The sequence below is a fragment of the Pasteurella oralis genome, assembly GCF_002850605.1.
Taxonomy (GTDB): Bacteria; Pseudomonadota; Gammaproteobacteria; order Enterobacterales; family Pasteurellaceae; genus Pasteurella; species Pasteurella oralis.
This window is the reverse complement of sequence record NZ_NXGB01000002.1, coordinates 1-25,039: the sequence shown is the minus strand read 5'-3', so window position 1 is coordinate 25,039 and position 25,039 is coordinate 1. Positions and strand designations below refer to the sequence as shown.

At 36.7% G+C, this 25,039-nt stretch carries 23 protein-coding genes and 5 tRNA genes; 6 read left to right on the top strand and 22 right to left on the bottom strand.

The annotated features are described in order from the left end of the window. Positions 1-106: 106 nt before the first annotated feature. The gene (gene truB / locus C0975_RS02555; protein ID WP_101774838.1) at positions 107-1,027 is read right to left on the bottom strand and encodes a tRNA pseudouridine(55) synthase TruB; all 921 of its coding nucleotides are present in this window, start codon (positions 1,025-1,027) and stop codon (positions 107-109) included. Further along, positions 1,027-1,428 (bottom strand): 30S ribosome-binding factor RbfA, encoded by a 402-nt coding sequence (rbfA, locus tag C0975_RS02550; protein WP_101774837.1) that lies wholly within the window; start codon positions 1,426-1,428, stop codon positions 1,027-1,029. The genes truB and rbfA overlap by 1 nt, the downstream gene beginning before the upstream one ends. Positions 1,429-1,617: 189 nt before the next feature. On the opposite strand from rbfA, the gene C0975_RS02545 reads away from it, so the two are divergent. After that, positions 1,618-2,388 carry a hypothetical protein gene (locus C0975_RS02545; RefSeq protein ID WP_101774836.1) on the top strand — a complete coding sequence of 257 codons (771 nt, stop codon included), beginning with the start codon at positions 1,618-1,620 and terminating at the stop codon, positions 2,386-2,388. Positions 2,389-2,559: 171 nt separating this feature from the next. Here C0975_RS02545 and infB read toward each other — a convergent pair whose 3' ends face one another. The 9 genes from infB to C0975_RS02505 form a co-directional block, all read right to left on the bottom strand. Then, entirely contained in the window at positions 2,560-5,055 is a 2,496-nt protein-coding gene (gene infB / locus C0975_RS02540; protein ID WP_101774835.1) for a translation initiation factor IF-2, read from the bottom strand. A gap of 16 nt (positions 5,056-5,071) precedes the next feature. Next, positions 5,072-6,556 (bottom strand): transcription termination factor NusA, encoded by a 1,485-nt coding sequence (nusA, locus tag C0975_RS02535; protein ID WP_101774834.1) that lies wholly within the window; start codon positions 6,554-6,556, stop codon positions 5,072-5,074. A 17-nt stretch (positions 6,557-6,573) separates the two neighbouring features. Next, on the bottom strand, positions 6,574-7,029 hold the full coding sequence (gene rimP, locus C0975_RS02530) for a ribosome maturation factor RimP (RefSeq protein ID WP_101775160.1): 456 nt from the start codon (positions 7,027-7,029) through the stop codon (positions 6,574-6,576). Between the two features lie 185 nt (positions 7,030-7,214). Further along, a tRNA-Met gene (locus C0975_RS02525) sits at positions 7,215-7,291 on the bottom strand. A 107-nt stretch (positions 7,292-7,398) separates the two neighbouring features. Then, entirely contained in the window at positions 7,399-7,533 is a 135-nt protein-coding gene (locus tag C0975_RS11665; protein ID WP_281255518.1) for a hypothetical protein, read from the bottom strand. 1 nt (position 7,534) lies between these two features. Beyond that, positions 7,535-8,278, bottom strand: a complete 744-nt coding sequence (locus C0975_RS02520; RefSeq protein WP_101774833.1) for a BUD32 family EKC/KEOPS complex subunit — start codon at positions 8,276-8,278, stop codon at positions 7,535-7,537. Positions 8,279-8,350: 72 nt separating this feature from the next. After that, positions 8,351-9,043 (bottom strand): hypothetical protein, encoded by a 693-nt coding sequence (locus tag C0975_RS02515; protein WP_101774832.1) that lies wholly within the window; start codon positions 9,041-9,043, stop codon positions 8,351-8,353. A gap of 159 nt (positions 9,044-9,202) precedes the next feature. Then, on the bottom strand, positions 9,203-10,120 hold the full coding sequence (gene nagK / locus C0975_RS02510; RefSeq protein WP_101774831.1) for an N-acetylglucosamine kinase: 918 nt from the start codon (positions 10,118-10,120) through the stop codon (positions 9,203-9,205). Positions 10,121-10,170: 50 nt separating this feature from the next. After that, a complete protein-coding gene (locus tag C0975_RS02505; protein ID WP_101774830.1) occupies positions 10,171-10,908 on the bottom strand; it encodes a phosphatase PAP2 family protein in 738 nt (245 codons plus the stop codon). 63 nt (positions 10,909-10,971) lie between these two features. Between C0975_RS02505 and ribA the strand changes: the two genes are divergently transcribed. Next, on the top strand, positions 10,972-11,631 hold the full coding sequence (ribA, locus tag C0975_RS02500) for a GTP cyclohydrolase II (RefSeq protein WP_101774829.1): 660 nt from the start codon (positions 10,972-10,974) through the stop codon (positions 11,629-11,631). Between the two features lie 64 nt (positions 11,632-11,695). Here the strand turns inward: ribA and C0975_RS02495 are convergent, their stop codons facing one another. Next, positions 11,696-13,276, bottom strand: a complete 1,581-nt coding sequence (locus C0975_RS02495) for a peptide ABC transporter substrate-binding protein (RefSeq protein WP_101774828.1) — start codon at positions 13,274-13,276, stop codon at positions 11,696-11,698. Between the two features lie 57 nt (positions 13,277-13,333). Beyond that, positions 13,334-13,696: a YbaN family protein gene (locus tag C0975_RS02490; RefSeq protein ID WP_101774827.1), complete on the bottom strand. Its 363-nt coding sequence runs from the start codon at positions 13,694-13,696 to the stop codon at positions 13,334-13,336. Between the two features lie 119 nt (positions 13,697-13,815). On the opposite strand from C0975_RS02490, the gene prlC reads away from it, so the two are divergent. Continuing rightward, positions 13,816-15,855, top strand: a complete 2,040-nt coding sequence (gene prlC / locus C0975_RS02485; protein WP_101774826.1) for an oligopeptidase A — start codon at positions 13,816-13,818, stop codon at positions 15,853-15,855. Positions 15,856-15,933: 78 nt separating this feature from the next. On the opposite strand, the gene C0975_RS02480 is transcribed toward prlC, so the two are convergent. The 8 genes from C0975_RS02480 to gloB all read right to left on the bottom strand — a co-directional run bounded on the left by C0975_RS02480 (position 15,934) and on the right by gloB (position 21,501). After that, positions 15,934-17,205 (bottom strand): NRAMP family divalent metal transporter, encoded by a 1,272-nt coding sequence (locus C0975_RS02480; protein WP_101774825.1) that lies wholly within the window; start codon positions 17,203-17,205, stop codon positions 15,934-15,936. 297 nt (positions 17,206-17,502) lie between these two features. Beyond that, positions 17,503-17,577: transfer RNA gene (locus C0975_RS02475), tRNA-Gln, on the bottom strand. Between the two features lie 47 nt (positions 17,578-17,624). Continuing rightward, positions 17,625-17,699 (bottom strand) — tRNA-Gln (locus tag C0975_RS02470). A gap of 30 nt (positions 17,700-17,729) precedes the next feature. Continuing rightward, positions 17,730-17,814 (bottom strand) — tRNA-Leu (locus C0975_RS02465). Positions 17,815-17,819: 5 nt separating this feature from the next. Next, positions 17,820-17,896: transfer RNA gene (locus C0975_RS02460), tRNA-Met, on the bottom strand. 148 nt (positions 17,897-18,044) lie between these two features. Then, a complete protein-coding gene (locus C0975_RS02455; protein WP_101774824.1) occupies positions 18,045-19,268 on the bottom strand; it encodes an ROK family transcriptional regulator in 1,224 nt (407 codons plus the stop codon). Between the two features lie 77 nt (positions 19,269-19,345). Continuing rightward, positions 19,346-20,650, bottom strand: a complete 1,305-nt coding sequence (gene hemA, locus C0975_RS02450; RefSeq protein ID WP_101774823.1) for a glutamyl-tRNA reductase — start codon at positions 20,648-20,650, stop codon at positions 19,346-19,348. Positions 20,651-20,799: 149 nt separating this feature from the next. Further along, the gene (gene gloB, locus C0975_RS02445) at positions 20,800-21,501 is read right to left on the bottom strand and encodes a hydroxyacylglutathione hydrolase (RefSeq protein WP_101774822.1); all 702 of its coding nucleotides are present in this window, start codon (positions 21,499-21,501) and stop codon (positions 20,800-20,802) included. A 23-nt stretch (positions 21,502-21,524) separates the two neighbouring features. On the opposite strand from gloB, the gene C0975_RS02440 reads away from it, so the two are divergent. From C0975_RS02440 to C0975_RS02430, 3 genes are all read left to right on the top strand, one after another. Continuing rightward, positions 21,525-22,241: a class I SAM-dependent methyltransferase gene (locus C0975_RS02440; protein ID WP_101774821.1), complete on the top strand. Its 717-nt coding sequence runs from the start codon at positions 21,525-21,527 to the stop codon at positions 22,239-22,241. 79 nt (positions 22,242-22,320) lie between these two features. After that, the gene (gene ycaO, locus C0975_RS02435; RefSeq protein WP_101774820.1) at positions 22,321-24,081 is read left to right on the top strand and encodes a 30S ribosomal protein S12 methylthiotransferase accessory factor YcaO; all 1,761 of its coding nucleotides are present in this window, start codon (positions 22,321-22,323) and stop codon (positions 24,079-24,081) included. A 122-nt stretch (positions 24,082-24,203) separates the two neighbouring features. Then, a complete protein-coding gene (locus C0975_RS02430; RefSeq protein WP_101774819.1) occupies positions 24,204-24,626 on the top strand; it encodes a Z-ring associated ZapG family protein in 423 nt (140 codons plus the stop codon). A 32-nt stretch (positions 24,627-24,658) separates the two neighbouring features. Here the strand turns inward: C0975_RS02430 and C0975_RS11725 are convergent, their stop codons facing one another. Then, complete coding sequence (locus C0975_RS11725) at positions 24,659-24,808, bottom strand: IS3 family transposase (RefSeq protein ID WP_101774818.1); 150 nt, start codon at positions 24,806-24,808, stop codon at positions 24,659-24,661. Between the last annotated feature and the right edge of the window lie 231 nt (positions 24,809-25,039).

Below are 25,039 nucleotides of genomic sequence, written 5' to 3'. Positions count from 1 at the left end.
TTTATTATTTTGTGAGATGAAAGAAATGAGTGCACTATTAAATCCTATCAAGAAGAAAAGCAGAATCTGCTTACTGTGTAATGCTTTTAAATTTTAAAGCTGAGATTTAACTTTGACTAATTAACCGCTGGGGATGAATTACATTATTTTCATCTACAACAGCAACACCTAAGAATTGCTTTTGCTCTGACAATAAGCGCACTTGTCCGTAAATTTGCTCTACATTATCAAATTTTACTCGTTGCCCGAAACGAATTGATTGAGTTTGTTCTTTATTCAGCGCTAATGCAACTAGTTTTGAAACAGCACTATCTACTGGTAATAAATATTGGTCAAGTAACGCAAGATCTTGCTTTTCAGCTAATTCTTGTAAAGTCGCCCAATCCACCATCGCCGCAATAGGATAATCAGCAACAGCAGTACGACGTAATACCGTAACGTGCGCACCACAACCCAAATACTCGCCTAGATCATCGACTAAAGTACGAATGTAAGTCCCTTTAGAGCAATGCACTTCTAAAGTTAAATAAGGTGCATGATACTCAATAAAAGTCAATGCGAAGATAGTAATTGGACGCGCATCTCGTTCAACGGTAATCCCCGCTCGTGCATATTCATATAGCGGTTTTCCTTGATACTTTAATGCAGAAAACATTGTGGGTACTTGCATTAAATTGCCTCGAAAATGTGGTAAAGCTGCAAGAATATCTTGCTCTGTGACATTCACAGAACGCGTTTGAACTACTTGTCCTTCCGCATCAGAAGTATCTGTACGCTCACCTAACTTTGCAGTTACTTGATAGCGTTTATCTGCATCAAGTAAAAATTGAGAAAACTTTGTTGCCTCCCCCAAACAAATTGGCAACATACCTGTTGCCAATGGATCTAATGCTCCTGTATGTCCAGCTTTATTCGCTTGGAATAGACGCTTCACTTTTTGCATAATGTCATTTGAGCTCATTCCTTGCGGCTTATCAAGCAAAAATACACCATCAATATCACGCCCACGTTTACGAGGTCTCGACATTATTTTTCCTCTGATATTACATCATCATCAATATGACGTTCTTGATCTTGGCGCACTACATTTGTCACTAAATTTGACATACGCATACCTTCAATTAAAGAGCGGTCATAAATAAAACGAATTTCAGGCACAATACGTAAGCGCATAGCTTTACCAAGCAAGCTACGAATATAAGGCGAGGCTTTTTCTAGCACTTTCATACCTGATTCAATTGCCGACTCATCATGATCAAATAAAAATGTCACAAACACTTTCGCATATGCAAGGTCACTTGATACTTCAACATCAGAAACAGTTACCATACCAATACGAGGATCTTTCACCTCACGTTGTAAAATAATTGCAATTTCTTTTTGAATTTCTTGTGCAACCCGATCACTACGCTTAAATTCTCTTGCCATTTCTTTTCCTTATTCTTTTTCTTTAAGGGCTGTATTTTGGCACAAATCATGTATTTTTAATACATATAACTGACTGTTCAAGGCAACTTTATTCGATTTTTTTATCAACTTTTTATCTCTTCATATAAGGATTGTTTATTTTCTTTAAAATGTTTATGGTGTTAGTGATTTGATCAATTAGGAGGTGTTATGCATTTTTTCAAAAATTATTTTCTACTTTTATTATCTGGTTTGTTGTTGGCTGGGTGTAAAGGAGGCTTCACGGAAGCATTATATGACAGTGATGAGAAATCTGAGACAGTACACATTGATGTAGAAAAAGATAATATTTACTTTTTTGGTTTAACACCAAATAAAAAAATTGCGGTATTTGGTGAAAAATATCATTATCTTTTAGAAGAACATAAGTCGAAAGATCACCAGTTGATCGCCAAAATAGTGAAGCTACCTTTCAGACAGCATATTTACTCACAAATGGGCATAGTAAATAGTACAAAAGAAAAGCCTGACGAAATCACTACCGAACTTTATTTAGCATTAGATACCAGTAAGCTGAGTAAAAAACATCTGAAAACTGCTGCTGATCTAGGCTTTAAAAACCTTTCCTATAAAACGGCATTCTATAACATGACGAAACAATATAAATACAAAATTGATTTAGAAAAATTAAATCGAGAAAAGAAAATTTGGTATCGTAAAATTGATCTGGTTGGTCATCGTTATTTACCCAAAGCAGGGGCTCATTACGTAGCGAAAAATCACTATCCATTCTCTGAAACCATAGAAATATATACTAACATTGAACATTTACCAGCCGAAAAAGGAGCAAATGTAAGCACAATATTGCTCACGCCATTTGCTGCAGTAGCTGATGTAGCTGTTGGTATTTTAGCCGTTCCAGCTTATATAGGCATAAAAGCGGCTTGTATTGGTCAAAACGATGGACTCATTTGTCAATAAAGCGAAAAAGCAGGTTAGTACTTAGTACACCTGCTTTTTTCATCAGTTAGGTAAAAAAGTGCGGTGATTTTTAGAAAAGTTTTGGCTCCATCCTCTCAATTACCGTACTAGCATAAACAAAAAGCGGACAGCTTCATGCTCTCCGCTTCTTCTTTAGTTATCAGTGAGAAGTTAGATCGTACGTTTGATCTCAACAACTTCAAAGACTTCGATTTGATCGCCGACTTTCACGTCATTGTAGTTTTTCACGCCAATACCACATTCCATTCCGTTACGTACTTCTGCCACGTCATCTTTAAAGCGGCGTAGTGATTCAAGTTCACCTTCAAAGATCACTACATTATCACGTAATACACGGATTGGATTGTTGCGTTTCACAATACCTTCAGTGACCATACAACCTGCGATTGCACCAAATTTTGGATGACGGAACACATCACGTACTTCCGCAAGACCAATGATTTCTTGTTTAAATTCAGGTTGTAACATACCGCTCATTGCTGCTTTGATTTCATTCAATAGCTCATAAATAATTGAGTAATAACGTAAATCAATGCTTTCCGATTCAATAATACGACGCGCTGAAGCATCGGCACGTACGTTGAAACCAACAACGATTGCGTTTGAGGCTGCGGCTAAAGTCGCATCTGTTTCTGTAATACCACCAACACCAGAACCAACAACTTTCACTTTTACTTCGTCAGTTGAAAGCTCGTGTAAGGATTGAACAATAGCCTCCACCGAACCCTGTACGTCAGCTTTCACAATCACATTCAATTCTGCTACATCGCCTTCTGCCATATTGGTAAACATGTTTTCCAATTTCGCTTTTTGCTGACGCGCTAATTTTACTTCACGGAATTTGCCTTGACGATATAATGCCACTTCACGTGCTTTTTTCTCATCACGAACCACTGTTGCTTCATCACCCGCCGCAGGTACCCCTGAAAGCCCTAACACTTCCACTGGAATTGATGGACCTGCACTAGCAACTTCTTTACCGTTTTCATTACGCATCGCACGAACACGACCATATTCGAAGCCACAAAGTACAATATCACCACGATGTAAAGTGCCTGATTGAACAAGAATAGTAGCTACTGGACCACGACCTTTATCAAGATAAGATTCGATCACAACGCCTGTTGCCATTCCTTCTTTCACGGCTGTTAATTCAAGTACTTCTGATTGTAATAAGATCGCTTCAAGTAGCTCATCAACACCTGTCCCTTTTTTCGCTGAGACATAAACAAATTGTGTATCACCACCAAATTTCTCTGCCACAACCTCATGTTGTAATAATTCTGTTTCAACACGATCTGGATTAGCTTCTGGCTTATCAATCTTATTCACCGCAACAACAATTGGTACGCCAGCTGCTTTTGCATGTTGAATTGCTTCGATAGTTTGTGGCATCACACCATCATCTGCTGCAACAACAAGGACTACAATATCCGTTGCCTTTGCACCACGTGCACGCATAGAAGTAAATGCAGCGTGTCCCGGTGTATCTAAGAAGGTAATCATTTTACCGTCAGTTTCTACATGGTATGCGCCGATATGCTGTGTAATACCGCCCGCTTCACCTGAAGCCACTTTGGCTTTACGAATATAATCAAGTAACGAGGTTTTACCATGGTCAACGTGCCCCATAATAGTGACCACTGGTGCACGAGTAACTAATTCTGCATCCAAATCACGATCACTCATTACTGATTCTTCAAGTTCATTTTCCTTACGAATAATAACCTTATGTCCCATTTCCTCTGCAACAAGTTGTGCAGTTTCTTGGTCAATCACTTGGTTAATCGTTGCCATCGCCCCCATTTTCATCATTGTTTTAATGACTTCTGTTGCTTTTACAGCCATTTTATTCGCAAGTTCTGCAACAGTGATAGTTTCACCAATCACAACATCGCGGTTAACAGCTTGAGCTGGCTTAGTAAATGCTTGTTGTAATGCACTACCTTTTTTCGCATTTTTACCTTTACCGCCTTTACCCTCTTTTTGATTACGACGATTTGACTCACGTTCAGTTTTTGAGTTTTCTTCTTCACGACCGCCTTTTTTCGCTTTTGCAACTTTGTTTTTACCACCGCGATTACGGCTTTCTTTGCGACGTTCCTCTTCGTCTTCCGCTTCACGTGCATAACTAGACGTTAAGTTATAATCCGCATAATCTTCCGAACTCGTTGATTCAAACTCATCGTCACTTAACTCAGCATAACGTTTTGCTTCTTCTGCTGCTTTACGTGCCTGTTCTTCTGCTTTTTGACGCGCTAATTCATCTGCCTTACGACGTAATTCTGCTTCTTCAGCGCGACGCTTTTCTTTTTCCGTATCAACAGGTTTAGTTATAGTTTGCTGGGCTTTTTTAGTTTCTTCAGCTTTAACTTGTTTCGCTTTTTCAGCCTCTAAACGCGCTTTTTCTTCAGCTTCTTTCTTCGCTTTTTCTGCTGCAAGTCTTTCTGCCTCTTGAATCGCCTTTAACTTAGCTTCTTCTGCTTTTTTCGCTGCATCTGTTGGCACAGTGCGTTTTTTACGAACTTCAACCTGCACTTCTTTTGCCTTACCACCTGCGGTAGTACTCACCGTGGTTTTCGTTCTGCGCTGTAAGCTCAATTTCTTTGGGGCTGTCCCATCAGCTTTTTTAACATCTTCTGTCATATCTTCACTCCTCCCATTACTCACTGAACCAACAGATATTACGTGCAGCCATAATGAAATCTGCTGCCTGTTCCGCTGTTAAATCTTCAATATCAGCTAAATCATCAACACCTTGTTCTGCAAGTTCTTCTAGAGTAGTAATATTTTTCTCTGCTAATTTTAATGCGATATGACGACTCATCCCTTCTAAGTTAAGTAGACGCTCTTCAATATGAGCTTGCTTCAATGCTTCTTCTTCCGCTAATGCAGCAGCAGTAATTGCATCTTTTGCACGCGTTTGTAACTCTTCTACGAGATCTTCATCTTCTAAACCATCAATCGCGGTTAACTCACTTACGGAAATGTAAGCTAATTCTTCTAAAGTTGAGAAGCCTTCTTCAATCAAAATATGTGCAAATTCTTCATCAATTTCTAAGGCATTCATGAACAGTTTCAATACTTTATTATCTTCTGCTTGATGCTTCTCATCTAATTCATCTGTTGTCATCACGTTTAACGTCCAGCCAGTTAATTGAGTAGCTAAACGGACATTTTGACCATTACGCCCAATTGCTTGAGCAAGATTTGCTGATTCAACGGCAATATCCATTGAGTGTGAATCTTCATCAACAACAATTGAACTGACATCAGCTGGTGCCATTGCGTTAATCACAAATTGTGCAGGATTATCATCCCAAAGCACGATATCTACACGCTCCCCCCCTAATTCATTCGTAATTGCTTGTACGCGTGCACCACGCATACCAACACAAGCACCGACTGGATCAATACGTTTGTCATTACTCTTCACTGCAATCTTAGCGCGAGAACCAGGATCACGTGCGGCATTTTTAATTTCAATTAATTCCTCACCAATTTCTGGTACTTCAATGCGAAATAATTCAATCAACATTTCAGGTTTGGCACGAGTCACAAATAATTGTGCCCCTTTACTTTCTGGGCTTACTTTATAAAGCACACCACGGACACGGTCACCTGGGCGGAAGTTTTCACGTGGTAGCATGTCTTCACGTAAAATTACAGCTTCAGCTTGTTGACCTAAATCCAACACAATATTGTCACGGTTCACTTTCTTTACAGTTCCAGTCACAATTTCGCCTTCCTGTGAACGGAACTGCTCAACAATTTTATTACGTTCCGCTTCACGAATCTTAGTACTAATCACTTGGCGAGCAGTTTGCATGGTAATACGATCAAATGCCACAGATTCAATTTGATCTTCAATGTAATCACCTAACTGGATTGTTGGATCTTCAAACTGTGCAGCTTCTAACGTAATTTCTTTCGTTGGATTGGCGACTTCTTCTACCACTAACCAACGACGAAAAGTATCAAATTCACCCGTTTTAGGATTGATCACGACACGAACATCAATTTCTTGTTCATATTTTTTCTTGGTTGAAAGGGCTAATGCGCTTTCTAATGCTTCAAAAATTTTCTCACGTGGTAATAATTTTTCATTTGACACGGCTTCAGCAGCCAATAAAAGTTCTTTACTCATTGCTCTGTTCGCTCCCTTTAAAATTTAGGAATAATATTGGCTTTTTGAATATTGCCAAACACTAAAACTTGTTCCTGACCATCTACGATCATAGTTAACATATCGTTCTCAATTTTTGCTAATTTACCTTGCCATTTACGGCGATCTAACACTGGAATACGTAAATGTACAACAATATCTTGACCAATATAACGCTGATATTGTGCTAAGGTAAACAATACGCGATCTAATCCTGGTGACGATACTTCCAAGTTATACTTATCGCTGATTGGATCTTCTACATCAAGAATCGCACTCACTTGACGGCTGACGTTTGCACAATCTTCAACGGTTACGCCGCCTTCTTTATCAATATATAAACGCACTGTTAAATATTTACCAGAACGTTGGCATTCAATGCCCCAAAGTTCACAGCCTAAATCTTCAACCGACTCTTGTAATAATTCTTGTAACTTTTGTTCTAAACTTGCCAAAACAAAACCCTCATTAACTGTTAATGAAATTAAAACAATAGAATATTGTCTTTTTCCTGTTGTTAATCTCAAATTTTAGACGTAAAAAAAGGACTCGTTTGTCCAGTCCTTACATCAAAAAATCCTCATTCAGATACGAAAAAACCCCATCATTTTGGGGCTTCTTTACTGAACTGTCTGTAAAGTGGTTGCGGGGGCCGGATTTGAACCGACGACCTTCGGGTTATGAGCCCGACGAGCTACCAAGCTGCTCCACCCCGCGTCCGAAATATGGGCGTATTATAGAGATTTCAGCCAAAATAGCAAGTTTTAATTGTTAATTTTTTTGTATTTTTTCAAAAAATAGCACAAAATCGACCGCTCTTTTCGCTAAAAACGGGCACCTGTACCAATACCGACACCAATACCTACCCCGCTATTTCCGCCACCGGCACTCACACTGCCACCAACAGCACAACCAGACATAACAAGACTGATTACGATCATCATAATACATTTTTTCATACTACTTTCCTTCTTTAAGTTGAGTGGACATATTTTCAAATAAGCGATAAATAGCAATTAAATCCGTTTTTGCAATTGGTTTAAATAGTAGCAAAAGATAATAAATAAAGCGATATTTTCGTAATGTTTCACACACTAAATGCCATACACTCACATTACCTAATTCAATGTAAAGTTGAATAATTTGCTGTACTTCTTGATTTGAAATCGTTTTCGAACGGCATACTCCATGTAAAAAAATTAATATATCACGTGCTTTATCCCAAGTAAGCTTCTGTTTACGATATACATGTGCTTCAAAATCGAGAAACTTCACTTTACCATCTCGCCATGTCATATCTCTCAATGCAGGGCGCCCATGAATTAAATCCTTTTGGTGTAAGGCGATCAATGCTTTTATGCAATCAGATAAAATTGTATGTTTTAAACTATCTAATACAGTAAGATCCTCTATCCAAGCAATTGCACTTCGACCTGCATCGTTTAGGACTAAAAAGTCCTTATCGTATAATATTAATTTAGGGACTGGCGCATTAACAGAAGCAAAATACTGTAAAGTTTGAATCTCTTTCTGAAAAGACATTTTCGGATGAGGCTTTAATAATTTCCAAATTCCATGAAGCTGTTCTGGCTGCTTTAACCAAAAATACTGCCCTTGATACTCAAACCGATAAATTCTTGTTCCTTTATGGTTTATGAGTAACTGTTTAACATGTTCTTCAAAAGCAGTATCTGCCGCTGCCATTTTAATATTTTCCTTCTCTCAAACAAGAAAGTGCGGTCCTAATGAACCGCACTTTACATTGTAATAAACTACTTATTTTTTCATTAAACTCAATTTACTAATTTTATCGCCAGATAACTGACAATCCATCGTATAGTATTGCGTACCATTTAAACGTACTGTTGCTTTAATATTAGTTGCTGTGACAACTGCATTTTCAGGACTACGAAAAACACGATTAGTTTGTGCAACTTGTTGAATCTTGGCGATACATAAGTAATTTACTTTCGCATCAATTCCAGTGTTAATACGCCCTGCACTAACGTCAGCTTTATTATTCCCTAAAATTTTGAATAATTTTTTACTTTGCGTTAAGAGTGCACTTTGTTTCTCTGGACTTACATCAATTTTTTGACCTTTTACATTAACCGCTTTAATTAACTTCCCTGTATTATCAAATTGATAAACACCTGTTGTGTCTTGCGCAACCATTAACTTACCCGCTTGATAGAAAAATTTACTCACATTGCCATCTTTCTGGACGCGAATAAATTCTGGTTGGGAGCTTAAATAAGCGACATAACGTTCGTTATTATGTACATATTCAAATGTGCGCAATGTCGTTGCTTTTTGTTCCAAACTGACTAAATCAATGCCTAATGTTTGTATTGCTGCTTGTGCAGAAACAATACTTACATCGTGCGTACCTGTTTCTGATAAATGACTACAAGCAGATAACACTAATACAGAAGAGAATAAAACAGCTTTAGTAACATATTGACGCATAAAGTTTCCTTAACATATTCAGAAGAATGTTCTATTCTAACGAACTTTAATCAGTTTTTGAATAAAATTTCTACTTTTGCAAAATAAGATAAGTTTAAATAGAAGGAATATAAAAAATAACGAGGTATCATACCTCGTTATTTTTCTGCTATCACTCAGTTAAGATTTAGTTAAGAATAAAGCAGCAGCACCTCGCACACCACCAGAATCACCATATTTGGCCTTTTTAATTAATGGCACTTTGGCACTACGCAATAAATGAGCAGGTAATGCTTTTGGTAATGCTTCATAAAGGTAATCAAAATTAGACAATCCACCTCCAAATACAATCACATCAGGATCTAACATTGTAATAATGTTCGCAATAGATACTGCACAAAGCTCAACAAAAAGTGCTACAAATTTGACCGCACTTTCATCACCAGCATAGAAACGTTGAATGATCTCTTTTGCACTCAGCGCTTGACCTTGTAAATCACGATAAAGCATTTCAAAACCGCGCCCAGATAAATAAGTATCTAAACAAGCACGATTACCACAACCACAATCATAAATAGGCGCGTTATCCCAGTCTAACAGCTGTAATGCATGATAGTTTAATTGTGTATGCCCTACCTCACCCGCCATGCCAGTTTGTCCTGAATGGACTTTGCCATTAAAAATTAAACCACCACCAAAGCCAGTACCTAAAATCAAACCGAGCACACAAGGATATTGGGTATTCTCGTCATCCCATGCCTCAGAAAGCGCAAAACAATTCGCATCATTTTCAGCACGTACCTCACGACCAAGTCGCATAGACAGATCTTGTACGATTGGTTTATGATCTGCTGCACGAATATTGACAATTTCGGCGATACCCGTCGTTGGGTTAACAAACCCCGGAATACCTAATCCGACTGTACCTTTACAATTAAACATTTCATCTGCTTTCTGTACCAGAGAAACGATTGTATTTAACCACGCGTCATAACTTTCTTTTGGAGTTTCTACCCGTTCACTATGAAGTTTTTCTAGCTTTTCATTAAATACAGCAAGCTCTATTTTTGTACCGCCAATATCAAATCCGTATAACATTTTCACCTCACTATAAGAAATAATTTTAATTTTAACTATTCTTTATACTTTTATTTATTGATAAAAATCGCCTTTCTATGTAAAAACGTAAAAATTCCCCAGTGAACTAAAAAAGCAATTAATGTACTGACTAGTAAGTCTATTGGGTAGTGCATGCCAAAACGTAATCGACTAAATAGCATAAAAACAGCCCAAGTTGCTGTGGTTGCAATCAGTAATTTCGCACTCAAAGAGCGAACGCCTAATAACTGTACAAATCCAACAGCAAGCATTAACCAAGTAGCAGCAAAAATAGTATGACCAGAAGGAAATGCATAACCTACTTCTTTTTCATAGTGCCCTTTCAGCCAAATAGGAATATCTGATTTAGATTGATAGAATTGATCGACAAATTGAGCACGCATTTCACGGTCTTGAGCATAAAAATGCTCAACTGTAATGCCTGTTTCTTCTGCCACATAAACGACATAAGGACGCGGTTCTGAAAATAATGTTTTCAATCCACTTTTTATCCCCTGAGTTGAAATAACGGCAAATGCCATTACAACCACACCAAGTATCCATTGTTTTTTATTGTGAAATAAAGGAACAAATAATAATGCAAATACAGCACAAGTCATAATCGCGTAAGGCACGCTGCCTGTTTCGGTCAAAAAATAAAGCGGATAATCATATTCAGTCATTAAATCATTGTTATTCCATTGCCATGCAAAAATCCAAGCAAAAAAAGGGACAATACAAAGCAATAAGGTATATAATGACAATCTTTTTAACATATTAACGACCATAAAATTGAGAATCTGGAAGAACAATATTCTATCAGATAAAGTGTGAAAGAATAAGGATTGATTATGGCAAAAATTCAACGAGTTACCGAAGCCAATTTGCCAACAGAATTTGGCATATTTAAAATCGTCGGTTTTGAATTTCCAGACACCAAAAAGGAGCATGTTGCCCTCGTATTAGGTGATGTAGAGAACAGCAATGAGCCTGTCCTTGCACGTATTCATTCAGAATGTTTAACTGGTGATGCATTGCATAGTTTGAAATGTGATTGTGGCTTTCAATTAGCAGCGGCATTACGTCAAATCAGCCAAGAAGGACGCGGTGTTTTAATCTATCATCGTGAAGAAGGTCGTGGTATCGGGTTAATTAATAAAATCCGTGCTTATTCATTACAAGACAAAGGAATGGATACTATCGAAGCAAATCTCGCCCTTGGCTTTGCTGCGGATGAACGCAACTTTGACGTTTGTGCAGATATGTTTGATTTACTGGGTGTAAAAAAAGTACGTTTGTTAACTAATAACCCTAATAAAATCGAAACAATGAAAAAAGCGGGGATCAATATTGTTGAACGAGTAGCCTTGAATGTAGGAGAAAACCGCTATAATACGGAATATCTTGATACTAAAGCGAAAAAAATGGGGCATTTTATTGTCCATAACCAACAGAAACATTTACTAGAATGTCCGTATTGTTCGGAAGAAATTCCTACTAAACAAGATTAGAATGCTTTCGCCCACCTCAATAAGGTGGGCGAAACTTTCACAAAACTGACCGCACTTTCACTGGCTAATTACTACTCACTTTTCGATACAAATCTTTGCTATAAATCACACCGGTTGGGTTGTCTGCATGATAACCGACTATCGTCGAATGCATAAACATTGGTCGTGTATATTGAAAGATAGGTAATACCACATAATCCTGCTGTAACTGCTGGGCAATTTGCCCATACAACATTTGTCTTTCTGCTGTAGTTTGCGGTAGTAATGTTGCTTCTAATAACTTATCTACATCTGCATTACGATAAGCAATCTTATTGTCAGGAGAATGGGAATAGAACTGATGTAAAAATGCAGAAGGCTCATTATAATCAGCACACCAACCAGAACGAATTAACTGAAAATCCCCTTTCGCTCGTTTTTCTAAAAGTTGCTGCCAAGATACTGGTTCAGAACTCACCCGAATCATATCCGATTGTGACCACATTCTAACCAAACGTTGTGCAATATTGCTGTGTAAGCTTTCTTGATCATAGGTTAATTTTAACTGTAACGGGGATTTCTCTGTGATCCCATTTTGCTCAAGTAATTGTTCAACTACGACTGGCTCCCATGCTAAAGTGGATTCTAATTGCATAGAATGAGGTAAAAAATGTGTTGCTACCTGCATTTGCGGTAAAACATCTTGCACAATACGTCTGCTGGAAATCATTGAAACTAACGCTTTACGTACCGCACTTTTTTGTAAAAGTGGGTCATTTAAGTTGAATTCATAATAATAAGTACAAAGCTGAGGAAAATACTGTGTTCCCACTGGTACTTGTTTAGGTTCAAACACAATATCCAAAGCAGAAACTGATTCAGAATACTCTAATTTTTGATAATCAACGAATTTAAATGATACTTTCTCGCTCGCCCAATAATAGGGATTTTTTTCTAAGTGAATCAAATTATCCTGCTGACTCACTAAACGATAAGCGCCATTACTAATAAATTGCGTTGCTTCATTTTGATAGCTTGGCAGTAATGCCACATGAGCCAGCATGGCAGGAAGATGTGGCGTTGCCTTATCAAGTTGAATACGTAGGATATTTTCGGCAATCGCCTCAACCCCCAGTTGTTGTACTGGCATGTTACCTGCAATAACCGCTTGGCTATTTGCTAAATTCAAAAAATTTAAATAGGATTTTAGCTGACTATGAGATTGCGCTAATGCTTGCCAACTTACCACAAAATCTTGCGCACTTAATACTTCTCCATTTGACCAACGAATATTATCACGCAACAGGAAAAACCAAGTTTTGTAATCCTCTGTTTGCCAACTTTGTGCCACAGCAGGTATAACATTCCCCATCACATCATAAGCCGTTAAGCCTTCCAATAAATCCTGTACAAATAAGCTTTGTTCCGCGTTACTGATCAAATGAGGATTGAGTAGTAAATCACTATACACACCGCGCGTTAATAATTCTCGCGTTGGCACTTTTTCAATAGATGTCAGCGAAGTTGTTGTTTTATGTTCAGATAAACCTGAAGGCGCAGGATCACAAGCGGATAGGCAAAAAATAAGTGAAAATAAGACCGCACTTTTTAAGCAGAAAGTGCGGCTTATATGTGAAACAAAAGATAAACAAGAATCGCTAAACATTAACTCAATTCCAATAAAATAATGTGCATTATACAAACAATGCTTAGCGAATACCAATTATTGCTTAGCTGTTTTGATCCAAAAGAAAAAGAACCAATATTTAGTCAGTAAAACGAATACAATAATCGTGCGTCCAATTGTACTTGGTGTAAAATAAAAACCAATTGATAACATCACAGTTGCAAATAATAAAATCCAAAATTTGGATTTTTGGCTTAATGAACGATCTTCTTTAAATGATTTAAGATGATTATTATACAGTTTAGTTTGTACAAACCAGTTATGTAAGCGATCTGAACCTTTTGCGAAAAAGAATAATGTCAGTAACAAAAATGGGGTCGCAGGTAGCAATGGTAAAATAATCCCTAACACACCTAAACCGAGAAAAATAAAGCCTAATAAAATGTAAATTGGTTTCATAACTATCCTTTTGAATAAAAACGATTCTCAATTATCTACAATTTTTTCGCTTTTTCAAGCTAGATATTATAAAATTTTGCCCCATATAATAAAAATCACTTTTATTTGAAAGGAATATCATGACAAATCCATTACTCACTTTTGACGGCTTACCGCCATTTTCACAAATCAAACCAGAACATATCCAACCCGCAGTTGAAAAGCTTATCCAAAACTGTCGCGAAAGTATTGAACAATTAGTCCAGCAACAACATTTCACTTGGGATAATTTTATTTTGCCATTAACTGAAATAAGTGATCTCTTTAGCAAAGCATGGTCACCTATTTCTCATCTCAACTCAGTAAAAAATAGTCCTGAATTACGTGAAGCTTATCAAGCTTGCTTACCATTATTATCAGAATATAGTACTTGGGTAGGACAACATAAAGGCTTATACCAAGCTTATCAGCAATTAAAAAACAGCCCTGAATTTGTGAATTATGAATTGGCACAAAAAAAAGCAATTGACAATGCATTACGTGATTTCAAACTTTCCGGTATTTCGTTACCCGCAGAAAAACAAAAACGTTATGGTGAAATATCTGCTCGCTTATCTGAATTAAGCTCGCAGTTTAGTAACAATGTACTTGATGCCACAATGGGTTGGGATAAAGTCATTGAAGATGTTGAACAATTAAAAGGCTTACCAGAATCTGCATTACAAGCCGCTCAACAATCGGCAGAAAATAAAGGCTTAACTGGCTACCGCTTTACATTAGAAATACCAAGTTATTTACCTGTCATGACGTATTGTGAGAATCGCGAATTACGTGAAGAAATGTACCATGCATTTGTTACTCGCGCTTCTGAACAAGGTCCAAATGCAGGAAAATGGGATAACAGCGCGATCATGGAAGAAATCTTAAACCTACGTGTCGAGCTAGCGAAGTTACTAGATTTCAATACCTATACAGAATTGTCTTTAGCGACAAAAATGGCTGAAAACCCACAGCAAGTTCTCAATTTTCTAGACAGTTTAGCGACTCGTTCTAAAGCACAAGGTGAGAAAGAATTAGCGGAGCTAGAAGCATTTTGTCGTACAGCATTTCATGTTGATACACTTGAAGCTTGGGATATTGCTTTTTACAGTGAAAAGCAAAAACAACATTTGTATTCAATTAATGATGAAGAACTCCGTCCTTATTTTCCTGAAAATCGAGTGATTAGTGGGTTATTTGAATTAATTAAACGTATTTTCAATATTCGCGCAGTTGAACGTTTTGATGTTGATACTTGGCATGAAGATGTACGCTTCTTTGATTTAATTGATGAAAAAGATCAACTGAGAGGCAGCTTCTACTTAGATTTATATGCACGTGAACATAAACGTGGTGGCGCATGGATGGATGACTGTATTGGTCGTCGTAAAAAAGCAGATGGGACAATTCAAACACCAGTTGCATATTTAACATGCAACTTTAATGCACCAGTTGGTGATAAACCTGCTTTATTCACTCACGACGAAGTCACCACACTGTTCCATGAATTTGGACATGGCATTCACCATATGCTCACACAAATTGATGTCGCAGATGTTGCAGGTATTAATGGTGTGCCTTGGGATGCAGTAGAGTTACCAAGTCAATTCTTAGAAAATTGGTGTTGGGAACCTGAAGCGCTTGATTTTATTTCTGGTCATTATGAAAGTGGTGAACCTTTACCAAAAGAAAAATTAGCTCAGTTATTAAAAGCGAAAAACTTCCAAGCTGCGATGTTTGTATTACGTCAATTAGAGTTTGGTTTATTTGATTTCCGCTTACATCATCATTTCGAACCGACTAAGCAAAATCAAATATTAGAAACATTAAAAGCAGTAAAAGAGAAAGTTGCTGTGATTAAAGGAGTTGATTGGGCACGTGCACCACATAGTTTCAGCCATATTTTTGCTGGCGGTTATGCTGCGGGCTATTATAGCTATTTATGGGCTGAAGTACTGTCAGCAGATGCATTTTCTCGTTTTGAAGAAGAAGGGATTTTTAATGCTGAAACAGGTCGCTCCTTCTTAAACGAAATTCTCAGTCGTGGGGGGACGGAAGAACCAATGATCTTATTTAAACGTTTCCGTGGACGTGAACCACAATTAGATGCATTATTAAGACACAAAGGCATTGCTAACTAGCTTTGTTGAAAATAAACAAAAAAGTAACCGCACTTCAATCACTCAAAGTGCGGTTACTCTTATAAAATCTTATATTAGCTAATTTAACCAACCAGCTTGCTGAGCAATAAATAACAACGTAAATGAAGTGAGATACATTAACCCGATCAAAGATAACCAGAATAACCCACCTTTGACTTTATGCTCACCTTTTAATACAAGAGATAAATTTAAATAAGCAAACACTGGCGTTGAAACAAAAGAAGCAATCATCGCAAACTTCAACATCGGTCCAACTGCATTATTAAAATAGAAAATGATGGCTAAACCTGAAACGGCTGCTAATGTAATTGCAATATTCAAAAAGCTCGGACGGCTTTCTTGTTTACCTAAGATTAAACGTAAACTTTCAACATTAGTACGGGAATAACCATCGATTACTGTAATTGTCGTACCAAACATACACATAAAGGCAATAAATGCGATTAAGCCTCTCGCCCATTCACCAATAGTTAACGCATACATATTGATTAACTGAGCAATATATTTACCGCCAACCATTTGTACTGTTTCGCTTGAACCATGTTGCACTAACGCTCCTAAAGCTAAAAAGACTAATGCTAACAATGCGGTACCAATATAACCTACATTAAAATCCCAAATACCATCTTGATAAGAGACTTTAGACATACGACGTTTTGCAATCACCCACATCGAGTTAATCGCCGAAATTTCAATTGGTGCAGGCATCCAACCCATTAAAGCAACAATAAAACCTAATGCAGCTAAATTCCATGGACTTGCGCTTACATAGTCTTCTGGTGCAATACCTTGAATGCCATTACGACTTAGTGCAATAACAACAGCTACCACCGTTGTAATCGTTAAGGCAATCATAATTAACTTAGATAAGCCATCTAATAAGCGATATTTACCCAATAATAAAATCAAAGTGCTCACACTAATCACAATTAAGCTTAATTTTGGCAGTGCTATCATTCCAGCAGGCAAAACAAACGTTAAAATAGCAGCACATAAAAGACCTACAGCGGCAGTATTAATGACTGTAGCAAACACATTCATTAAAAAGAAGATCCATAAATAAACTTTTCCTTTTTTCAAATAGCCTTGTAATAAAGTTTCACCCGTATCTAAAGTATATTGCACGCCAAAGCGGAAAAAAGGGTATTTAAAAAGATTAGCTAAAATAATAATAATCGCAAGTTGCCAACCATAAATAGCACCAGATTGAGTTGAGGCAATAAGATGAGAACCACCTACTGCAGCAGAAGCCATTAAAATACCGGGACCTAAAGCGGCTAATTTAGAATGCCAAGTTGATCTTTCTAATTGTTGAGTTGTTTCTGTCATAATAAGTTCCAAAAATAATCTTTCTTATTGATATAAACATTGTATATAACAATGTTTTAACAATATCTTATATTTATAATCAAGAGTCAACTGCACACAAATCAACCGCATATAGAATTTAAATCTAAATTCAATCAGCCTAGCAGAATAAAAAACCAATTTCAAAACTAGTAAGCCAGAAAGATATCATTGGATAAAATATCAGCTGATATAAAATAAATTTGAAAAAGTAACAAAATAATTTAAAAAATTAAATAAAAATGCATTTTTAATAGAAAAAATAGTGGACAGTGATGATGGCTGGGGTACTAGGATTCGAACCTAGGGATGCCGAGATCAAAACCCGGTGCCTTACCGCTTGGCGATACCCCAATTGAAATATCTTTGATTTGAATATTTAGAAGATTACCTTGATAGTATGGCTGGGGTACTAGGATTCGAACCTAGGAATGCCGAGATCAAAACCCGGTGCCTTACCGCTTGGCGATACCCCAACAACTATATTTGACTTGCAAGCTAATGAATGGTGCGGGACGAGGGACTTGAACCCACACACCTCGCGGCGCCAGAACCTAAATCTGGTGCGTCTACCAATTTCGCCAGTCCCGCAAATATGGTGGCTATGACGGGATTCGAACCTGTGACCCCAACATTATGAGTGTTGTGCTCTAACCAACTGAGCTACATAGCCATTTTCCTATTTGCATTCACCTCATCGGCTTTGCGGGGCTAATTATGCTGATATCGCCCTCACTCGTCAACTCTTTTTTTTATAAAAATGAAAATTTTAACTTATTCGCATAGAGTTTGAACAAATCGTTCTAAAAACCGACCGCACTTTATTCAGATAACAATCGACGCAATAAGCTACCATCTAACAAAGCACGCTTAATTAAGGCAAATGCGCCTATCACATCTTCATGTTTTAGCTCAGAAGCAACCAATGGTGTATTTTTCACAAATGCAGGTAAAGCATGACTATCCAACGAACGTTGAATTGCTGCAAACAAAATATTTTTCGCTTGTGTAATTTCTCCTGAAATCACTATTTTTTCAGGATTAAACATGTTAACACTCATAGCAAGTACACGCCCAATTTGTACACCAACATGTTCAATTAACTCGATAGCAGCAGCATCTTGTTTATTACTGGCTTTACAGATGGCTTCAATATCATGAGTATCTAAAGAAAGCCATTTACTTTGATAACCATCCTGTAATAGCTCATGCATTTTTTTCTCAATCGCTGTATTACTCACCACTGTTTCTAAACAACCAACGTTACCGCATAAGCAACGTTTACCTAACGGATCAACTTGAATATGACCTATTTCACCCACGTTATTTTTATAGCCTAGAAAAACTTCATGATTAATCACAATACCTGCACCGACTCCACGATGAATGCGCAATAAAAGCGAATCATAACAATCCTGAGTCACACCAAAATAGTGCTCCGCTAAAGCTAAACTACGCACATCATGCCCAATAAACGTAGGTAAATTGAAATGTTGAGTCATTTTATTTGCTAAATCCCACGGCGCATTTAACTGTAAATGTGGCATGTATTCAATCATATTCGTTTTCACATCAACAAAACCAGGAACAGTAATCCCAATGGCGATAAATTCACTACCACGCTTTTGATTTTCTTCGATAAATGCTGTTAATTGTTGCAAAAGAAAAGCTTCTATACTTTCCACACTTTGATTCTCTGGCAAATCAAAAATATCTTTTTTCAAAAGTTTAGTGGAAAGATCCATAATAGCGAAGGTAGTATGCTTGCGTCCTAAACGAATTAAAATTGAACGAAATGCTTTATATTCAGCTACTATAGATGTTGCTCTACGTCCCCCTGTTGACTCTTGTTGTTCAACTTCTTTAATCAGGCCTCGAGCTAAAAGATGACGAGTAATTTTGGTTACACTTGCTGGCGCAAGTTGACTTAATTCAGAAATTTGAATACGAGAAATCGGTCCTTGTTGATCAATCAGTTTATAAACTACTGCACTATTCATTTGTTTCACTAAATCAACATTTGCTATTTGGTGATTTTCTCGCATGTTTTACCCCAATAAAAAAATAATCGACTTATTTTAGTGTGGATTAAGATAATTAGAAATAATTTTTGCAATACAATTTATTTTTGCTCAATTTTTAAAGTAGAAGAAAATAATGCTAATCCATTTGCGTTGCCAGTTTTGACCATAGAACTCATCACCTGAGTAGGTGAATGTAACAATTTATTTGTTAGCTTATGGCTAAGTTCTTGTAATACAGCTTCTGCATCTTCACCTTGTGCTAAAGCAGTTAACGACTTTTCTAATAACTGTTGGCGAATATCTTCAGCATTATCACGATATGAACGAATCAGATTCGAAAATTGATGCACTTTTAACCACTCAAAAAAATCTTCGCATTCTTGTTGAATAATTGACTTAGCCTGTTCTGCTGCTTTTTGTCTTTCAGTAAGATTACGCTGAATGATATGCTGTAAATCATCAACAGTATAATGATAAATACTTTCAAGTTGACCTACACTTTCTTCAATATCTCGTGGCACAGCAATATCTACTAATAACATCGGCAAATAACAACGCGCTTTTTGTGCTAATTTAACCATTTCTTGATTAATCAAAATATTAGGACTACCTGTTGAACTAATCACAATATCAGCTTGATTCAAACCATCTTGTAACTCAGAAAGTGAGAGAATCTGAATATTGTCAGTTGAGTCTAATTTTTCAACTAATTGCTGCGCGCGCGCCAAAGTGCGGTTCGCAATCATAATATTTTTCACACCATGACGTAGCAAATGACGACAAGCTAATTCTATCGTTTCTCCTGCACCGACTAAAAGCACATTCAATTGTCTTAATGACTCAAAAATTTGACGTGCTAAATTACAAGCGGCATAAGCAACAGAAACCGCACTCCCGCCAATATTAGTTTCCGTTCTAACTCGTTTAGCTGTTGAAAAAGTTTTCTGAAACAAGCGAGAAAGCTCGCTTGAAAGAGGCTGTGCTAGCTGTTGATAATATTGCTCACTTATTTGATAGGCTTGCTTCACTTGCCCTAAAATTTGTGGTTCACCTAAAATCAAAGAATCTAAACCACAAGCCACATGCATTAAATGTAAGGCGGCTTGTTGGTTCTGTTGTGAATAAATACAATTTGCTAACTCATTTAGTGGTAATTGATGTATATCAGCAAACCATTGTATACAATTATGAGTCCAATTTTGCGCTTGTTGTGGTGCAATGTGTTTATTATGTAAATAAACTTCAGTGCGGTTACAAGTTGATAAAATCACTGCACTATTCGCCAATTTATGTCGCTGAATCAGCTGTAATGCGTCAACACGCTTTTCATCAGAAAAAGCGACTTTTTCGCGCACAGCGACTGAAGCCGTTTTATGATTAACACCAAGAACGAGAATTGTCATAAATTACTTAAAAATGAACCGCACTAATAAAATGTGACGATAGGATGAACCCACAGAACAAATAAAATAAAACATTCATTTTAATCAATTGTTATCTGATGAGCAAACTTAACTACAACAATTTTGTTTGAATACTATATTTAAGTTAACTAAAACACATCTTTTGCTTGCCGCAAAGCAATAAATGAAGCTAAATCAGTAGTAATTAAAAATGGATTTATTTGTTTCTCTAATGCCAATGTTGTCGGCACACTTGGCAGGTTATCTCTTCTAAGCTGTTCAACTTTTTTAAGGTGATTGTGTAACATGAGCTTATCTTCTAGCACCGTTTCCGCAAAATACAAATTAGATAACGTATATTCATGCGCAGGGCAAACAATAGTCTGATCTGGTAGGCATTTTAAACGTTGTAACCCTTCAAACATCTGTTGATAATTACCTGTAAATACTCGACCACACCCTGCTGAAAATAAACTGTCCCCACAGAACAAATGTCCATCCACAAGATAACTCACATGCTGCTCAGTATGTCCTCCTGTATCAAACACTTGAATTTGATAATGTTTTGTTTCAATCAGATTATTAACAATAATTCGCGTGGCACCTTTTGAACCTGTTTCTTCAGGTCCCCAAATTTCAATATCAGGGTAGTGTTGTTTAAATTCCGCGGCTCCCGCAGTATGATCAGCATGGTGATGAGTTAATAAAACGGCTTCAACTTGTAATTGGTTACTTGTTAAAAATGATAATAAATTTTTTGTTTCTGGAATATCGATCACAATTACAGGTAAATCTTCTCGTCCATAAAGCCAAATATAGTTATCATTCAATGCAGGAATTGGCACTAACATAAATTATCCTCAAAGGTTTGATAATGCTGTGGAACGCAAAACATCCCAAAGCGATGACATTGCCATATAGCTGGCAACAACTTAATAATGGTGAACAATATTGTAATGTACTTACACAATATTTCTCTGCATGGTTTCCTAAAATTTTAGGCTATCAGTTGCTAAAATTAGGTGGCTTAAGCGCGGAAATCACATGTGATCTTTTTTTACCGCACCAAATTATTGTATCCCCACAAATGACAAATACACTAAAAAAACTTTCACAACAACAAAAGACCTCGTTAATTCAAGCAGAATTAACTGCGCTCCCATTTATAGAAAACTCAATTGATGCTTGTCTTTTAGCTAACATACTAAACTTTAGCCAAGATCCTCACCAAATTTTACGTGAAGTTAATCGTGTACTAGCTGATGATGGCTATCTTTTTTTATCCCTCTTTAATCCAATAAGCCCATTATTATTCAAACATTACTTGAATAAAAAAGCACATGACAAGCTTCTTGCTCGTCATTACTTACCTTGGCGTATCATAGATTGGTTAGCATTATTAAATTTTGATATTTTAGAATATCAATCTCTTATTCATAATGAAAAAACAAGTTGTTTCTCACACCTCATTACAATTATTGCACGCAAACGGGTTTATCCTCTCACTCTAAATCCTCAAAGAATGCGTTTTAATAAGCAACAGCTTTTTGAACCAGTAAATGTGTTTAAAGAAACAGCATTGCGTAAATAAATGCAATTTGGCTTGCAGCACCAAACAAACTCCCCTATCATGCCGAACTTTTGAAATAATAAAAAATATTGAGATAACGATGTCCGAACAAACTTTTATTCTTGGCAAAGATGCCGCACTTGAAGACAGTATTAATAAATTTCAACAAAAATTGACCGCACTTGGCTTTAATATTGAAGCAGTTTCTTGGTTAAATCCAGTACCAAATGTTTGGTCAGTACACATCCGAGATAAAGACTGCCCACAATGCTTCACAAATGGTAAAGGTGCAAGCAAAAAAGCAGCACTTGCCTCTGCATTAGGCGAATATTTTGAACGTCTTTCAACCAACTATTTCTTTGCCGATTTTTACTTAGGTCAGGAAATCGCCAATGGTGATTTTGTGCATTATCCAAATGAAAAATGGTTTCCTATTGAAGATGAAGCATTATTACCAGCAGGTATTCTGAACAAAGATCTATTAGATTACTATGATCCCAATCAAGAATTAACACCAGAATTATTAGTTGATTTACAATCAAGTAATTACCAACGAGGTATTGTCACAATGCCTTATGTACGCCAATCAGATCAATCAACTGTCTATATCCCACAGAGTATTATTGCTAACTTATACGTATCTAATGGTATGTCTGCCGGCAACAGCAAGTTTGAAGCTCGAGTACAAGGTTTATCAGAAGTTTTTGAACGCTATATTAAAAATAAAATTATTGCTGAAGCAATTAGCCTACCGTTAATTCCCTCAGAAATCATAGCTAGTTTCCCATCAATCCAAGCTTCTATTCAAAAATTAGAACAAGAAGGCTTTCCAATTCTAGTTTATGATGCTTCGTTAGGCGGTAAATATCCTGTCATTTGCGTCATTTTATTAAATCCTAATAATGGTACTTGCTTCGCTTCATTTGGCGCACACCCTAACTTCCAAGTTGCTTTAGAACGTACAGTGACTGAGCTATTACAAGGGCGTAGCTTAAAAGATCTTGATGTATTTACTCCGCCTTCGTTTAACAATGAGGATGTTGCCGAACATGCCAACTTAGAAACACACTTCATCGATTCAAGTGGCTTAATTTCTTGGGATTTATTTAAACAAGACGCAGATTATTCATTTGTACATTGGGATTTCTCTGGTACGACAGAACAAGAATATAATAATTTGATGTCAATTTTCCAAGTTGAACAAAAAGAAGTTTATATTATGGACTACAATCACTTGGATATTTACGCTTGCCGTATTATTGTGCCTGGCATCTCTGACATTTATCCAGTTGATGACTTAATTTATGCTAACAATAATATGGGTATGAATTGGCGTGAGATCTTATTAGATCTACCTCATTTCCATCATCAACAAGATACTTATCAAGAGCTTTTAGCACAACTTGATGAACAAGGTATCGATGATGCAATCCGTGTACGTGAATTTATTGGTATCGTTGCACCAGTAAAATCAGGCTGGACAACATTACGTATTGGTGAGCTTAAATCAATGCTTCATTTAGCTACTGGTAATTTAGACGCTGCTCTCGACTGGGCAAATTGGACACTGAATATGAACAGTTCTGTCTTTACCATTGAACGCGCAAATTATTATCGTTGTTTAATTCATAGTATTGAATTGTTCCTTGATAATAACCGTGCACCAGAGCAATATCGCATGGTCTTTGAAAAAATGTACGGTCAAAATGCTGTTAATTTCGCTTGGATAGCAATCCAAGGAGGTAATCCTTTCTATGATTTACTTACCGACGATGAAAATCTAAAACAATTTCAAGCACATCAAAAACTATTACAAGCATACGAAAAACTACAAAAAGCAAAACGTGAAAACTGGCAATAATTTCCTCTTTAAAGGGCATCATTTGATGTCCTTTCTCATTGTTGTGATCCAGTGCAAAGAAATATTTTCTATTTAGTGATAATATACTAGCGTTATTTCATTCAACTATAAGGAGTAATCTTATGCAAAACTGGACACCAGAAATGTGGCAAACTGCTGGTATTGGTTTAATCATTGGTTTAGTAATTGGTTACTTATTTCTCCGTTTCACGAAAGACTCAGTGAAAAAGCAAGTAAAAACAGAAGCAGAATTACAAAAAGTCAAAAATCAGCTAGATAGCCAAAAGCAACAACTTGAAAAACATTTTGCAGAAAGTGCTGAACTACTAAAAAATATTGCACAAGATTACCAAAAATTATATAAACATCTAGCAACATCTTCAACGCAATTATTACCAGAACTCACAAACAAGCAGCTTTTCTCACAAGAACTTATTACGAACACAACGACTGAAAAAGTTGATAATACAGATACAGATGAGCCACCTAGAGATTATTCTGAAGGCTCATCTGGCTTGTTAAAAAATGAAAAAGATAATAATTAATCTATATAAAATAATATGTAGTTTCCTAAAAATTAGAGCAAAGATTGACTGATTTGATCTGCCGCCAAAAAAATTAGACTGTTATATTTTAAGGACTGTTTCCGATATTTTCTCGGACCCAGTCCTTTTAATTGTACTCTCTCCTCATTGTAATAGCGAATATAATCGTGCTGATTCGCCAATCATCCCAAAGATTCGTGTGTAATAACTCTAACCTTTAACCGTCTGAAAAAACTTTCTATTGCACTATTATCTAAGCAATTTCCTTTTCTCGACATATTTTGCCGTATTCTATTTTCTGCCCAAATACGTCGATAACCCAGTATTTGCTGCTCCCAATTTTACATCTTTAGACAGTTTTTTAACCTCCTGTCGGAGCATTTCTTAAACTTGTTACAGTTCGGGGTTCTCTA